Origin of the sequence: Chryseobacterium lathyri (genome assembly GCF_019970085.1) — a bacterium.
Classification (GTDB): Bacteria; Bacteroidota; Bacteroidia; order Flavobacteriales; family Weeksellaceae; genus Chryseobacterium; species Chryseobacterium lathyri.
Genome location: NZ_JAHXYG010000001.1, coordinates 122,957 through 137,071, shown reverse-complemented (window position 1 = coordinate 137,071; position 14,115 = coordinate 122,957). Strand labels below are relative to the sequence as shown.

Sequence of the window (14,115 nt, the reverse complement as noted above, 5' to 3'; positions counted from 1 at the left end):
GTCTTATGAAGAATTCGGGTTTTCGATTATTGTTTGTGCTTTTTGCGTTCGTTAGTTGCGGAAGCGATGACGATTCTTTACAGAGAATTGATCAGGTTCTGAATATTTATGTAAAAAACAGTGCGGGACAGGATCTGCTGAATGCAAAAAAGACAGGTTCCTATTCTTCCTATGCGGTTAATGATGCTTTTGGTGTTGCGGACGTGGCTCCGGTATCTGTACCCCTTAAAGTAACCACAGACTCCATATACTACTTTGAATATTTAAGGGGAGCAAAAAGAAGAACATTGGACTCATTAAGCCCCGATAACAGAACATATCATTCTAAATTGGCATTCGCATTGAGTAGAACAGAGAACAATGTGGTGATAACTACTGTTGATTCAATGGAGATTAAATATCGTTGGACACCGTCGGTATTTCAGGTCTCGGAAGTTCGTTACAATAACCAAGTCGTATTTACCAAGACTGCAGATGCACCCAATGCTATAAATACCATTACTATCATAAAATAATTTAAATTTGCAAAACTGTTAGCTTAGCTTTTTAAGTTAACATCTAATATTTAACATCTCAATAAAATGTTACAAGTCAATTTTTTGCGCGACAATAAAGAACGCGTTTTAGAAGGTCTTAAAAAAAGACAATTCAAGAATCTTGGGTTGGTAGACGACGCTGTTGCTGCCGACGACGAAAGAAAAAGAATACAGTTTGAATTAGATTCCCAGCTTGCCGAGATCAACAAAATTTCCAAAGAAATTGGACTTTTGATGAAAGAAGGAAAAAAAGAAGAAGCGGAGTCTGCAAAATCTAAAACAGCACAATTCAAAGAGTCGAGTAAAGAACTGCAATCCCAATTAGATGCAACTGAAAAAGCTTTACTGGATATTTTATACCAGATTCCCAATATTCCGTTTGAATTAGTGAAAAGTGGAGCTTCTGCAGAAGACAACGAGAATATTTTCCAGTCTCACGATGTAGAAGGACTTGGAGAAGGAGCGATCCCTCACTGGGAGCTTGCCAAAAAATATAATCTGATTGATTTTGAACTTGGGGTAAAAATCGCTGGAGCAGGTTTTCCTGTTTATTTAGGAAAAGGGGCAAGGCTTCAGAGAGCTTTGGTTCAGTATTTCCTGGATAAGAATGTGGAAAAAGGCTATATGGAGGTTAATCCTCCTCATGTGGTTAATGAGGCTTCAGGATACGGAACAGGACAGCTTCCTGACAAAGAAGGACAGATGTACCACATTGGTTTGGATGATCTTTATCTTATCCCAACAGCTGAAGTTCCTGTAACGAACCTTTACCGTGACGTATTGCTTGAAGAAAAGGATCTTCCTATCAAAAATACAGCTTTCTCTCAATGCTACAGAAGAGAGGCTGGAAGTTACGGGGCTCATGTAAGAGGGCTGAACCGTCTTCACCAGTTCGAAAAAGTAGAGATTGTAAGACTTGAAAAGCCTGAGAACTCTTATGCTGCGCTGGAGGAAATGGTGGAGCACATCAAGGAAATTCTTACAGATCTTGAGCTTCCGTTCAGGGTGTTGAGACTTTGTGGTGGTGATATGGGATTCACATCAGCAATGACCTATGACTTTGAAGTTTGGAGTGCTGCACAGGAAATGTGGCTTGAAGTAAGCTCTGTATCTAATTTTGAAACTTTCCAGGCGAACCGTCTGAAATGCCGTTTCAAAACAGAAGGGAAATCTCAGTTGGTTCATACGCTGAATGGCTCTGCAATGGCCCTTCCAAGGATTATGGCTGCATTGCTTGAAAACAACCAGACCGCTGAAGGAATCAGAATTCCTAAGAAGATTGCAGAATATGCGAGATTCGATCTGATTAACTAAAATTATATTTCAATTTCAGTATAATAATAATCCCCTTTCATTTTTGGAAGGGGATTTTATATTGGGTTTTAGAGGTCAATTATTCAGTAGTAATAACCACTTTCTTATCCTTATTGACAAGGTTTTTGCCATCTACAAGGTCATTGGATCTTACAACAATTTCAACCGTTTTGTTATCGATCTGTTTTACGAAATCGTGCTTGCCCTCAATACTTTTGATGGGTTTCTGAAATTTAAGCCTGTTGGAAAATGTAAGATTGAACATTCTCAGCATTCCTGCCATTCCGGAAGCCATTTGTTTGCCATAGGCCTCAATGGAATCACTTTTGGTTTTAGGAACTGTTTTTTCTTCTGTTTCCTTTTCTTCCAGCATTTTGAGAATTCCATCAGAATTAAATTTATCAGTATTAATAATCAGAGATTTACCATTCCAGACTGCAATGTCCTGTAAGGGGATCTTTTTCAGACGTTTGTCGCTGGCCAGAAGCTGAGTAATTTCTGCGGGCATAAGTTTATCATACTTCAAGGAAAGGCCTATGATCTCGTTTTTATCTTTATCCACTTTCATATAGACTTTTTTCAGCACCTTCACCGAATCCTCATTAAGAGTTATTTTTCCATGCTTCTGAACATTATAAAGACTTGTCCAGTCGGTAGGCAATTTATCCAAGTCGCTCAGTTTCTTTGGATCAGAACCCATCATGCTCATCATTCCCATTACACTTTTATCCATCAGGATATTAGACTGCATGCTGGTAGCAGAATCTTTGTAATAGGTAGTTTCTGTATTGATAGAGCAGGACTGGAGAACTATGACAAGGATGGCAGCCCATAAAAAATTTATCTGTTTAATCATTACTGAAATTTTTTGTGTTCTCTTATGTATTACAAAACAGATACCAACCAAAAACGGACTGAAATTTCAGCCCGTTTTTTATTCTGTAACGATAACAATTTTTTTATCGGCATTCCTGAGTTTGGCCTCTTTATCATACATCGCTTTAAGATCGTAATCAATTTTAACGGTATAATTATCGGTTTGTTTTACCCAATCATGTTTTCCGGTGATAGATTTTATTTTGTTTTCAAATTTCAGGGTTGTTTCTATACTTTTAAAAAAAATGGTAACCATTCCTTCCACTTTTTCAGCCTCGTCTTTAGAAGCTTTGCTTTTAAGAGTTTCTTCAATGTTTTTAAGATTAAAATTTTCCGTGTTGATCGTTAATGTTTGTCCGTCCCAGTTATTGAAAATATTCTGATCCAGCGGAAGTTTTTCCTTCTTGTTATAGCTTTTCAACATCTGATAGTCCGCTTGGGTAAAGTGATCCATTTTTAAGGAAAGTCCGGCCGGCTCATTATTTTCCTTGTTCATTTTCATGAAGATCTTTTTCATGAGTCTTATCGAATCGGGATCTGTAGTCTGCGGCTTGCCACTTTGCTTCTGAACATCCAGAAAACTTGTCCAAATCGTTGGCAACTTGTCCATTTCTCCGAATTCTTTCTGCTGTTTCAGAGAATCGGGAGTCATAGTTTTCATTTCGGAAATAAACTGTCTTATATCGATGTCTGTAACAGAAGTTGATGCAGCATCTTTGTGATAGACAATTTCAGAGTTAATAATACATGATTGCAGAACAAAAAGACCTGCAATGAATAAAAAAAGGATATTTTTCATGGAATTAGTTAGCTATTTAATGACAGTTGCTTGAGCTATGGTCGTGGCCTTCAATGTGGCAATTGCCGTTATGATCTTTAGAAATCGTCATAGCTTCGGCTCTCGGTGAAATATAAGGAATTCCCAGTTCAAGGCCTCTCAGAATAAATAATCCTCCTAAAATAATCATAATAACAGGAACTGCTTTTAAAATTTTAATTCTAAAAGCCTGATTCATGAGATTGCCGGCAAGAACTACAGCAAACATGAATGGGAGTGTCCCGAGTCCGAATAAAGCCATATATGAAGCTCCCTGCCATATTCCTCCGGCTGCCAGGCTGGCTGTAAGAGCCATATAAACCATCCCGCACGGAAGAAAGCCGTTAAGAAGCCCGGTTGTAAATCTTGAGCGGTAATCTGCTTTCTGAAGCAGCTTTCCTAAATTTGATTTTACTGAAAAGAGAAATTTAGAAAGAAAAGGAATCTTAGAGGCAAAATCTTTTCCTCCAAATGAAAACAAAGCCATGATAATCAAAAGAATTCCTGCAACGATCGTAAGATACTGCTGGAAGCCAGCCATTTCAAAACCTTCTCCTACAATTCCCAATATGGCACCTAATAAAGAATAAGTGAAAATCCTGCCGAACTGATAGGTTAAATTTTGAAGATAGAAATTAGTAGCCTGTTTCTTTGTCAACCCCATCGATAAAGCAATAGGCCCGCACATTCCGATACAGTGAAAACCGGAAGCAAATCCTAATGCAATTGCCGATAAAATAAGTCCTATTTCCATATCACATCATAATCCATTCTATAGTCTGTTTTGTCTTTCGTCCACATAAGTCTCAGGGTATAATTTCCTGCTTTTAATACCTGTCCCGGTATAAAAAAAGACTGAGCGGCATCAAGCTGTACAGATTTTTTTATGTCTAAATTCTGATCGTCGGTTCTGTTTAAAACAAACTTTACCGTAGTATTGGTATTATTGTATTCTTTTGGAAAAGTAATCTTAATTCCGTTTTTTTCCTGGCTGTATACCGGCTTTTCCTGCAGGTCGTCAGCTCTTTTCTTGGCATCAATGACATCCTGGTACTTAAGTTCCTCTTCATAATAATTATCGGTTACCATTTCAGAATTTTTCTGCCCGTTCGGGAAAAGAAATAGCATCGATAATATAAAAACAATGAATGCAAATAATGCAATGACTACACCGTGTCCCCAGCTAAAGTTTTTCATTTCTTCCGGTTTTTTTATCTGTTTTGAACCTCATTATTGAGGCTTTTTAATTAAAATTGTAATTTAAATGGTCCCTCGAAATACGTCTGATAAGAATCTATAAGCTTCCCTTTCATATCATATACACCGATGGTTATGTTTTGTTTTGAAAGCTTCATATCATTTTCCGGGAAGCTGATATTGATTGTTCCTTTCGAAATTTTATCTCTGTCTACCTGGATCTTGCTGGATGCACTGTACGTGATCTCACCGTGTGCAGGCTCAAGAACTTTTATCGTCACAATCTTTTTGTCGTTGGTTTTATTGAGGAATGTATAATTATAGGTATTGGTAATCTTACCGTCTCTTACAAAGAATGTACTTCCAGCGGGCTTAATGAATTTCGCCTCCATTTCTCCTCTGTTATAAAGAAGAAACCCTAAGAATCCAACCAATAAAACAAGAACCACTGCAAAACCCTTCATCCTTCCGGTGAATTTGAACTCGGTCTGGTTTTCAATCTCATTTTCCGATGCATATCGGATCAATCCTTTTGGTAGTCCTACCTTTTCCATTACTTCATCACACGCATCAATACATGCGGTACAGTTTACACATTCCAACTGCTGTCCGTCCCTAATATCAATTCCTGTGGGACAAACAACCACACACTGATGGCAGTCGATACAGTCTCCTTTTCCTGCAGCCTTACGGTCTTCACCTTTTCTCCATTTCGATCTGTTTTCTCCTCTTTTAAAGTCGTAGAAAACATTAATCGTGTCTTTATCAATCAAAACACCCTGAAGTCTGCCGTATGGGCAAACTAAAGTACAGACCTGTTCTCTGAACCAGGCAAATACAAAGTAAAATGCTGCTGAAAACAGGACCATTATAATAAAATTGGTAGGATGGGCAAACGGTCCTTCTGATATAATTCTGAAGATCTCTTTATACCCTACGATATACATCAGCATAAAGTGAGTGATGATCAGGGAGATGATAACATAAACTGACCACTTCAGGCTTCGCTTCCAGATTTTTTCGCTGTTCCACTCCTGTCTGTCCAGCTTCATCTGCTTGTTTCGGTCCCCTTCAATAAGATATTCAATTTTACGGAAGATAGATTCCATAAAAATTGTCTGAGGACATATCCATCCGCAGAAAATTCTTCCGAACGCAATCGTAAAAATGATGATAAATATTAAGGATGCGATAGCACCTAGAGTAAGGATAAAAAAGTCCTGTGGATAGAAAGGCTGTCCGAAAATGAAAAACTCCCTATCGATAACATTAAACAAAAAGAATGGGTTGCCATTAATTTTGAGGAATGGCACCGTAAAATAAATAATTAATAAAGTATAACTTACAATGTTTCTATAGTTGGTGTATTTTCCTTTGGGTTTTCTCGGAAATACCCATTTTCTTTTACCGGATTGCTCCATTGTCCCGATAGAATCTCTGTAAGTTTCAGGATCCAGAACCTGTCCCTGTCCGCCTCGTACTTCTATTTCTTCTATATCTGACATAGTATACTATATTTTAAAAAAGAAAAAACATAATTCGTTACTATTTTAATCTAATAACAAATTATGTTTTTTTCATATGTTTCTAATTTTTTTTAAAATTATTCTTTTTCCCAATGCGCTTCGGTTCCCTGAGGAGCTGCTCCTCCCTGAGCCTGAGTCACTGGCGGTTGTTCCTGATTAATGTGATATACATAAGCTGCAATCTTTTCAATCTCTGCTCCTGAAACTTCTCCGTTTTTACCGAATGCTCTCATCGCAGGGTTGGTAGGAGAACCATTCCAGTCCATATGGAAAACATTTTTAAATAAAGTTTTCTCCGGCTGGTTGATCCAGTAGTTATCCGTAAGGTTTGGACCAATACCACCGCTACCGTCTTCTTTGTGGCAAGATGCACAGTTGGTTTTGAATAGTTCTTTACCTTCCGCTATATTGTCAGCAGAGTATTTAGCTGTTTCTATTGTTACAGGAGGCTGATTCTTTTCATATTCTGCAATGCTTGCCATCTGTTCCTTATATTCCTGCTCATATTCGCTCAATGGGTGTGCGAAATCTGTGAAAGAATATGCTGCGATATATACAATACAAAAAGCAGTCCCAAAATAGAATAATCCTACCCACCATTTCGGAAGCTGGTTATCCAATTCCATGATCCCATCGAAACCATGATCGATAAGGATATCTTTTTCTTCTGTAGCAGACTGTTTTTTGAATGCACTGTCGTACATTCTTCTTAAGAAAGGCACTTTCTTTTCTGCCAGATAAGCTGCTTTTTCTTCCGGAGATAGTTTTTTGAACTTATTATTTTCAATCAAATCTCCAATAGCACTGTGGATGTATGCTAAAATAGCACTGATCACAACAGTTCCCCAGAAGTAAGGTGAAGCTAGGAACGAGTAGCTCTGTACAAACAAATAATAAAAAACTATTAAAAGTCCAGTTATTATTAAGATGTTTACAACAACAGGTGTTCTTTGTTTCATAATAAATAGTTTAATTTTTTAAATTAAAATCGTCATCCTCATCATCCCCAAGTGGAGCTTCTTCTTCCTCTTTGTAATATTTTTTAGGTCTGCTAAAAACATAGATTACCAGAGCTATGAAGAACAGCATAAAGAAAATCAGAGCCAGCGTCTGGTAGAGACCAGCGTTTTCTGTATTGGATAATATATCTTTAAAGTTCTGAGGAATCATGTGAACCTTTTAATGTTTAGTTAGTACTTGCTGTTTTTATTTCTGTAGTCTTGATATCCGTTCCTAATCTCTGAAGGTAAGAAATAAGAGCTACGATCTCTTTTTTCTCCAATTCTCCCTGAGGTCTCTTAGCATAAGCTACCTTAAGGTCATTAGCTTCAGAGAAGATGTCTTTTACGATTTTTGATGCCTGGTTGTCTGCCCAGTTGTTGGCAGAATCTATTTCAGCTTTCGTATAAGGAACTTCAAATGTATTCTTCATCAGCTTCATTTTGTCTACCATCTTGGATCTGTCCAGGTTGGTAGCAATTAACCAAGGATAACGAGGCATGATAGAACCTGCAGAGGTAGATCTTGGGTTATACATGTGCTTGTAATGCCAAGAACTTGGGTTTTTCCCTCCTTCTCTATGTAAATCCGGTCCTGTTCTCTTAGAACCCCATAGGAATGGTCTGTCATATACAAATTCTCCCGCTTTAGAATACTGTCCGTTTTTACCATTAAATCTTGTAATCTCATCCCTGAAAGGTCTGATCATCTGGGAGTGACAGGCATTACATCCTTCACGGATATAAATATCTCTACCTTCCAGTTCAAGTGGTGAATAGGGTTTTACTGCTGATATTGTAGGAACACTTTTCTTAAGGGATAGTGTAGGGATAATTTCAATTGAACTACCGATGGAAATCGTGAAGAAAGATAAAATACCTAATAATACAGGCATTCTTTCAAGCCATAAGTGAGTACCTTCACCTTCTTTACGTTTGTTTCCGATGTTGGCCAATGCAGGTGCTTCAGCAGGAACATCTTTCTGGAATGAACCTTTTCTTACGGTAGCGATTACGTTAACAATCATTAGGATAGCCCCGGAAATATAGAATATACCTCCTAAGAATCTCATCTTAAAGTAAGGAATGATTGCAGTTACTGTATCCAGCCAGTTTTTGTACATCAAAGTACCATCCGGGTTGAACTGTTTCCACATCAAACCTTGTGTAAATCCTGAAATATACATTGGTACTGCATAGAAAATGATTCCTAATGTTCCTAACCAGAAATGCCAGTTAGCTAGTTTTACAGACCAAATTTTTGTTCTCCACATAATGGGTACCAAGTAATAGATAACCCCGAATGCCATGAAACCATTCCATCCTAGAGCTCCTAAGTGTACGTGACCGATAACCCAGTCTGTAAAGTGACCAATTTTGTTGATATTTTTAGTTGCCAAAAGCGGACCTTCAAATGTTGCCATACCGTAGCATGTAACAGCTACTACGAAGAACTTAAGGATAGGATTTTCCCTTACTTTATCCCAAGCTCCTCTCAGCGTAAGAAGTCCATTTAGCATCCCTCCCCATGACGGTGCGATAAGCATGATAGAGAAACCTGTTCCCACTGCCTGCGCCCATGCAGGAAGAGCAGTATACTGAAGGTGGTGAGGACCAGCCCAGATATATACGAAAATTAATGACCAGAAGTGAATAATAGACAGTTTATAAGAGAAAACCGGTCTGTCTGCTGCCTTCGGAAGGAAGTAATACATTAAACCAAGAACCGGAGTTGTCAGTACGAAAGCTACGGCATTGTGACCGTACCACCACTGTACAATAGCATCTTTCACCCCTGCATATGCTGAATAAGATTTCCAGCCGGAGAAAGATAACGGAACTTCAAGATTGTTGAAAATGTGAAGCATAGCCACGGCAATCCATGTACCGATATAGAACCAGATGGCTACATAAAGGTGTCTTACTCTTCTTTTTGAAATTGTAAGGAACATGTTGATTCCGAAAACAATCCAGGAGAATGCGATCAATATGTCGATCGGCCATTCATGTTCAGCATATTCTTTTGAAGTATTGATCCCCATAAAGAACGTAACGAACGTAGCAACGATCATAAACTGCCAGGTCCAGAAATGTAACCAGGATAATGTATCACTGTACATTCTTGTTTTTAATAATCTCTGTAATGAGTAATAAATACCGGTATAAACGATATTACATACAAATGCCCAAATTACAGTATTGGTATGAAGCATTCTGATTCTTCCAAAACCAAATGCACCATGAGTGTTTATTAACCCTTGAATATTGCCTGATGCAAGACTTTTGATGGTTGTATCATCTGTACCGAATATAAATTCCGGCAATTCCGGGTAGAAAAGCATTAATGCCGCCGTAAGCCCGAACGTAAATCCTATAAGACCGAAAACTAAGGTCGCATAAAGGAACGCACGGACAATACTGTTGTCATAACTAAACTTTTGTGTTTCCATATCAACTATTCACTTTTTTCTTCAATTTTATTATTTTCTCCTATTTTTTTCTCGTCTTTATCTTTGTCGCCTTTTTCATCCTTTTCCTTGATTTCTCCATTATCAAAAAGGATTCTGACAGCCGGAGATTCATCATCTTCAAACTGTCCTTTTCGGGCATACACTATAAATACGACCAAGAAAATCGCAGCTAAAGAAACACTGCAGAGGATCATTAAATATAGAATATCCATTGGACAACAAAATTAACCTATTTTCGGGGTTCAAATTTAGTGAAAAATAATGACATTCATCACGAAATGCGGATTTCAGCTAATTTAAAATCAGTCTAAATAAGGGCTTCTACGCCTGTTTTTTGAAATATTTGTGGCCCAAAATCCAGGTGGAAAGAGTAGTGAATGTAACCACAGTGATGGAACTGATTGGCATGATGATTGCTGCGAAGAGCGGATGCATCTGACCTGTAACTGCGTAACTTAAACCAACGATATTGTAGAGAAAACTGATTATGAATGTCATTTTTACAATAGTAATAGATCCTTTGCAAACATTCAGGTAGTTATCTAATGTGACTACCTTATCACCATTCATGATCACGTCGGAAGAAGGGGTAAAGCTGTTTGTGTCATCTGCTATGGCGATTCCCACATTACTTTGCTTCAGTGCACCGGCATCATTCAGTCCGTCTCCCAGCATAGCCACTTTCATGTTCTGATCCTGAAGATTTTTGATGTAGTTCAGCTTGTCTTCCGGGCTCTGGTTGAAGGCCATTCCCTGATATGTAGGGATAAGTTCCTTAAGCTGGTTTTCCTCTGAAGAGTTGTCACCGCTCAGGATGAATATTTTGTAGCTGGTAAGCTTTGTGAATAGCTCCTTTAATCTCGGACGGTATTCATTTTTGAAGATGAATTTGCCTAAAAGTTTGCCATTTTTGCTGATGTATACAGCTGTTTCAAGGTTTTTAGGCTCCTGATCATTATAACGGGCGGAGCCAATTTTATAAACATTTCCTCTTACACTGGCTTCATATCCTTTTCCGGAAATCTCCTGGAAATTTTCAACAGGGAAATAGTCATCACTTACCTCTATAAATTCATACAGAGATTTAGAAAGCGGATGATTGGAGTTTTTTAATAAAGTTTTGATATTCAGGTTGTCAAATTCATTGATTTCAAAACCTTCATATCTTATGTTTGATTTTTTTCTGTGGGTAATAGTTCCTGTTTTATCAAAAACAATAGTATCAAGTTTTGCAATTTTCTCAATCGTTAAGGTATCTTTCACGTAAAACTTATTACGTCCTAAGATTCTCATGATGTGTCCGAAAGTAAACGGAGCAGATAAGGCTAGTGCACAAGGACATGCAATGATAAGAATGGCTGAAATAACCTGGAACATGATTTTAAGGTCAATAAATGACCAGTAAATTCCTGAGATTAAAGCAATACCTAAAATGATGAATGTGAAGTACTTGCTGACGTTGTTGGTCAGTGTGTCAAGGCCTGTTTCATGCTTCTTAAAAGCTTCCTTATTCCAAAGCTGTGTCAGGTAACTTTGATCCACATCTTTAATTACTTCTAGCTCTAATGATGAACCTATCTGCTTTCCTCCTGCAAAAATTTTATCACCTGGCTGCTTGCTGATGCTTTCGCTTTCTCCCGTGATAAAGCTGTTATCTATATTTCCTTCCCCGTTGATCAGAATGGCATCCACCGGAATGATCTCCTGGTTTCTTACCAGAATTCTGTCCCCCACTTTAATCTCAGAAAGAAGGATGTTGTTCTGTTTTCCTTCAAAATCTACTTTGGTAACTGCAATAGGGTAGAATGATTTATAATCTCTGTCGTAGGATAAAGCGCTATACGTTCTTTTCTGGAAAATTTTCCCCATTAGCATAAAGAACAGCAATCCACACAATGTGTCAAAATATCCAGGACCGTAATCTGTAACCACTTCGTAAATGCTTCGGCCAAAAAGAACAAAAATCCCCAGGACAATCGGAACATCGATGTTGACGATCTTATTTTTCAACCCATACCAGGCAGATTTGTAATAATCCGAAGCAGAATAAAATACAACAGGACAGGCTAAAAGGAACATCAGTGTTCTGAAGAGTCCTTTATAATGCTCCATCCAGTAATCCTCACCCCCTACATATTCAGGGAAGGCAAGGAACATCCCGTTTCCGAATGCGAATCCGGCAATAGCAAATTTTATAAGAAGAGATTTGTCAAGGTGATCTACGTTTTTATCGGCGGTTTCAAGGCTGATAACGGGTTTATAGCCGAGATTGGTTAAGAAATTAGCTAGTTCGCTTAATTTGAGATCGTTATGATTGAATGAGATCTGTAAAGTCTTTCTGGTGAAGTTTACCTGAGAATAGTTGATGTGCTCATTCAGGGTATGTAAGCTTTCCAGAAGCCATATGCATGAAGAGCAGTGTATTACAGGGATTTTGAACGTAACGAGACTTGTTTTTCCTTCTGAGAAATCAGTGATTTTTTCGAAGATTTCCGGAGTGTCAAGATATTCAAATTGAGAAGAGCTCTCATCAGGGCGGATTCCGGCCCTTTTATTAAGTTCGTAGAAATTGGTTAAATCATTGAGATTCAGAATTTCGTAAACAGACTTACAGCCATTGCAGCAGAAAGTCTTTTCATCAAATAAAATTCGCTCCTTTTCTATACCTTGACCACAATGAAAACAGTTCTCGCTCACCACCATAATATATTGAACTACAAAATTATAACAATTTTTTTTGTTTATCGCGTTAAAAAGTTCTATTTTTGTGATAAATGTCATATAAAATGTCGCAGGAACAACAGATTGCAATTGAAGAGAGGTTCGCCAGAGTTTTTAATGATAAATCATTTAAGGAAAGACTTTCTAGCACTGATTTTGAAAAATATATTAACAGCAAGAAAAAATTAAGTTTTCAGAAGCACGACACCATTTTCGAGGACGGAGAAACGCCAAAAGGAGTATACGTTTTAGAAAAAGGTGCTGCCAAGCTTTCCAAGTCCGGAGCTTTTGGAAAAGACCAGATCTTAAGATTTATCAAAGAGGGGGATATTATCGGCTATCGTTCACTACTTTGCGGGGAAAACTTCCAGGCAAAGGCTGAGGCTATGACAGACATTGAATGCATTTTCCTTCCGGCAGATGTTTTCATGTATCTTTTAGAGGTAGATCCGCAGCTTTCCTTTGCAATGCTTCAGAAAATCTCCTACGAACTGGGAGAATCATCTAATACCATTACCTTCCTTGCGCAGAAAACGGTAAGAGAAAGACTGGCTGAAATCCTGATACTTCTGGAACAGAAACTAGGCGTAGATCCTGAAGGGTTTATTAAAATTTCGCTCACCAGAGAAGAAATTGCCAACATCATCGGTACTGCTACAGAAAGTGCCATCCGTTTGATCTCTGAATTCAAACAGGACAGTCTCATAGAAGTAGACGGAAGAAACATCAAAATTTTGAACCACGACAAACTGATGAAACTAGGTCACGTAGTTTTATAACAATCATACAAAAACTTAAGTCGGCGAAAGCCGACTTTTTAACTTTTAAAAAATAGATACATTATGTCTGTTCACTCTGAAATTAAAAAAGTTACGACTGAAACCTTGCGGAAAATGAAATTCGACAAGGAAAAAATAACAATGCTTACTGCCTACGACTTTACTACTGCAAAAATGGTAGATGCCGGAGGGGTAGATGCTATTTTGATAGGGGATTCTGCTGCTAATGTGATGGCTGGTTTTGAAACGACTTTACCCATCACGCTGGATCAGATGATTTATCATGCTCAAAGTGTTGTTCGTGGAGTTGACAGAGCTCTTGTGGTAGCGGACCTTCCATTCGGAACCTACCAGAGTAATCCTGAGAAAGCGCTGGAGTCTGCAGTTAGAATGATGAAAGAAGGTGGTGCTCATGCTGTAAAAATTGAAGGAGGAAAAGAAATTTCAAAATCTATCAAAAAAATTATCAATGCAGGAATTCCTGTTATGGGACATTTGGGATTGACACCACAGTCTATCTATAAGTTCGGAACCTATAAAGTAAGAGCTAAAGAAGAAGCAGAAGCAGAAAAACTGATCAGTGACGCACAGCTTTTGGAAGAATTAGGATGTTTTTCAATTGTTTTAGAAAAAATTCCTGCTGATTTAGCTAAAAAAGTATCAGAAAGTATTTCTATTCCGACTATTGGAATTGGAGCAGGAGCTGATTGTGACGGACAGGTTCTTGTATACCACGATATGGTTGGGATGAACAAAGGCTTCAGTCCGAAGTTCTTAAGAAGATACCTTGATCTGTACACAGAAATAACAGGTGCGGTTGCCCAGTACGTGAAAGATGTGAAAAGTGTTGAGTTCCCTAATGAAAACGAAAGCTACTAAT

Annotated in this window: 14 protein-coding genes; 4 read left to right on the top strand and 10 right to left on the bottom strand. The window is 38.0% G+C overall.

Translation table 11 applies throughout. From position 1 onward, the window contains the following. The first annotated feature begins 5 nt into the window (after positions 1-5). On the top strand, positions 6-515 hold the full coding sequence (locus tag LC418_RS00605; protein ID WP_223557735.1) for a hypothetical protein: 510 nt from the start codon (positions 6-8) through the stop codon (positions 513-515). A 66-nt stretch (positions 516-581) separates the two neighbouring features. Continuing rightward, a complete protein-coding gene (serS, locus tag LC418_RS00600; protein ID WP_223557734.1) occupies positions 582-1,850 on the top strand; it encodes a serine--tRNA ligase in 1,269 nt (422 codons plus the stop codon). Positions 1,851-1,929: 79 nt separating this feature from the next. On the opposite strand, the gene LC418_RS00595 is transcribed toward serS, so the two are convergent. The 10 genes from LC418_RS00595 to LC418_RS00550 form a co-directional block, all read right to left on the bottom strand. Continuing rightward, positions 1,930-2,706 carry a hypothetical protein gene (locus tag LC418_RS00595; RefSeq protein WP_223557733.1) on the bottom strand — a complete coding sequence of 259 codons (777 nt, stop codon included), beginning with the start codon at positions 2,704-2,706 and terminating at the stop codon, positions 1,930-1,932. Positions 2,707-2,784: 78 nt separating this feature from the next. Beyond that, a complete protein-coding gene (locus LC418_RS00590; RefSeq protein WP_223557732.1) occupies positions 2,785-3,525 on the bottom strand; it encodes a hypothetical protein in 741 nt (246 codons plus the stop codon). A 16-nt stretch (positions 3,526-3,541) separates the two neighbouring features. After that, complete coding sequence (locus LC418_RS00585; RefSeq protein WP_111958521.1) at positions 3,542-4,297, bottom strand: sulfite exporter TauE/SafE family protein; 756 nt, start codon at positions 4,295-4,297, stop codon at positions 3,542-3,544. Next, a complete protein-coding gene (locus LC418_RS00580) occupies positions 4,288-4,740 on the bottom strand; it encodes a FixH family protein (RefSeq protein ID WP_223557731.1) in 453 nt (150 codons plus the stop codon). The genes LC418_RS00585 and LC418_RS00580 overlap by 10 nt, the downstream gene beginning before the upstream one ends. 50 nt (positions 4,741-4,790) lie before the next feature. Continuing rightward, the gene (ccoG, locus tag LC418_RS00575; protein ID WP_223557730.1) at positions 4,791-6,245 is read right to left on the bottom strand and encodes a cytochrome c oxidase accessory protein CcoG; all 1,455 of its coding nucleotides are present in this window, start codon (positions 6,243-6,245) and stop codon (positions 4,791-4,793) included. Between the two features lie 98 nt (positions 6,246-6,343). Further along, positions 6,344-7,225: a cbb3-type cytochrome c oxidase N-terminal domain-containing protein gene (locus LC418_RS00570; protein ID WP_111958527.1), complete on the bottom strand. Its 882-nt coding sequence runs from the start codon at positions 7,223-7,225 to the stop codon at positions 6,344-6,346. Between the two features lie 10 nt (positions 7,226-7,235). Further along, positions 7,236-7,436, bottom strand: a complete 201-nt coding sequence (locus LC418_RS00565; protein WP_111958529.1) for a cbb3-type cytochrome oxidase subunit 3 — start codon at positions 7,434-7,436, stop codon at positions 7,236-7,238. A gap of 16 nt (positions 7,437-7,452) precedes the next feature. Continuing rightward, entirely contained in the window at positions 7,453-9,714 is a 2,262-nt protein-coding gene (gene ccoN, locus LC418_RS00560) for a cytochrome-c oxidase, cbb3-type subunit I (protein ID WP_111958531.1), read from the bottom strand. A 5-nt stretch (positions 9,715-9,719) separates the two neighbouring features. Beyond that, positions 9,720-9,947, bottom strand: coding sequence for a cbb3-type cytochrome oxidase assembly protein CcoS (gene ccoS / locus LC418_RS00555; RefSeq protein WP_111958533.1), 228 nt, complete (start codon positions 9,945-9,947; stop codon positions 9,720-9,722). A 109-nt stretch (positions 9,948-10,056) separates the two neighbouring features. Further along, positions 10,057-12,432, bottom strand: a complete 2,376-nt coding sequence (locus LC418_RS00550) for a heavy metal translocating P-type ATPase (protein ID WP_223557729.1) — start codon at positions 12,430-12,432, stop codon at positions 10,057-10,059. An 89-nt stretch (positions 12,433-12,521) separates the two neighbouring features. Here LC418_RS00550 and LC418_RS00545 point away from each other — a divergent pair, with 89 nt between their 5' ends. Next, entirely contained in the window at positions 12,522-13,235 is a 714-nt protein-coding gene (locus tag LC418_RS00545) for a Crp/Fnr family transcriptional regulator (protein WP_062652074.1), read from the top strand. Between the two features lie 63 nt (positions 13,236-13,298). Then, complete coding sequence (gene panB, locus LC418_RS00540; RefSeq protein WP_111958535.1) at positions 13,299-14,114, top strand: 3-methyl-2-oxobutanoate hydroxymethyltransferase; 816 nt, start codon at positions 13,299-13,301, stop codon at positions 14,112-14,114. Position 14,115 lies beyond the last annotated feature (1 nt).

Excerpts from the sequence above, each read along its gene's own strand:
- LC418_RS00605 (WP_223557735.1), top strand. The coding sequence starts at position 6 with ATGAAGAATTCGGGTTTTCGATTATTGTTTGTGCTTTTTGCGTTCGTT.
- serS (WP_223557734.1), top strand. The coding sequence starts at position 582 with ATGTTACAAGTCAATTTTTTGCGCGACAATAAAGAACGCGTTTTAGAA.
- LC418_RS00595 (WP_223557733.1), bottom strand. The coding sequence starts at position 2,706 with ATGATTAAACAGATAAATTTTTTATGGGCTGCCATCCTTGTCATAGTT.
- LC418_RS00590 (WP_223557732.1), bottom strand. The coding sequence starts at position 3,525 with ATGAAAAATATCCTTTTTTTATTCATTGCAGGTCTTTTTGTTCTGCAA.
- LC418_RS00585 (WP_111958521.1), bottom strand. The coding sequence starts at position 4,297 with ATGGAAATAGGACTTATTTTATCGGCAATTGCATTAGGATTTGCTTCC.
- LC418_RS00580 (WP_223557731.1), bottom strand. The coding sequence starts at position 4,740 with ATGAAAAACTTTAGCTGGGGACACGGTGTAGTCATTGCATTATTTGCA.
- ccoG (WP_223557730.1), bottom strand. The coding sequence starts at position 6,245 with ATGTCAGATATAGAAGAAATAGAAGTACGAGGCGGACAGGGACAGGTT.
- LC418_RS00570 (WP_111958527.1), bottom strand. The coding sequence starts at position 7,225 with ATGAAACAAAGAACACCTGTTGTTGTAAACATCTTAATAATAACTGGA.
- LC418_RS00565 (WP_111958529.1), bottom strand. The coding sequence starts at position 7,436 with ATGATTCCTCAGAACTTTAAAGATATATTATCCAATACAGAAAACGCT.
- ccoN (WP_111958531.1), bottom strand. The coding sequence starts at position 9,714 with ATGGAAACACAAAAGTTTAGTTATGACAACAGTATTGTCCGTGCGTTC.
- ccoS (WP_111958533.1), bottom strand. The coding sequence starts at position 9,947 with ATGGATATTCTATATTTAATGATCCTCTGCAGTGTTTCTTTAGCTGCG.
- LC418_RS00545 (WP_062652074.1), top strand. The coding sequence starts at position 12,522 with ATGTCGCAGGAACAACAGATTGCAATTGAAGAGAGGTTCGCCAGAGTT.
- panB (WP_111958535.1), top strand. The coding sequence starts at position 13,299 with ATGTCTGTTCACTCTGAAATTAAAAAAGTTACGACTGAAACCTTGCGG.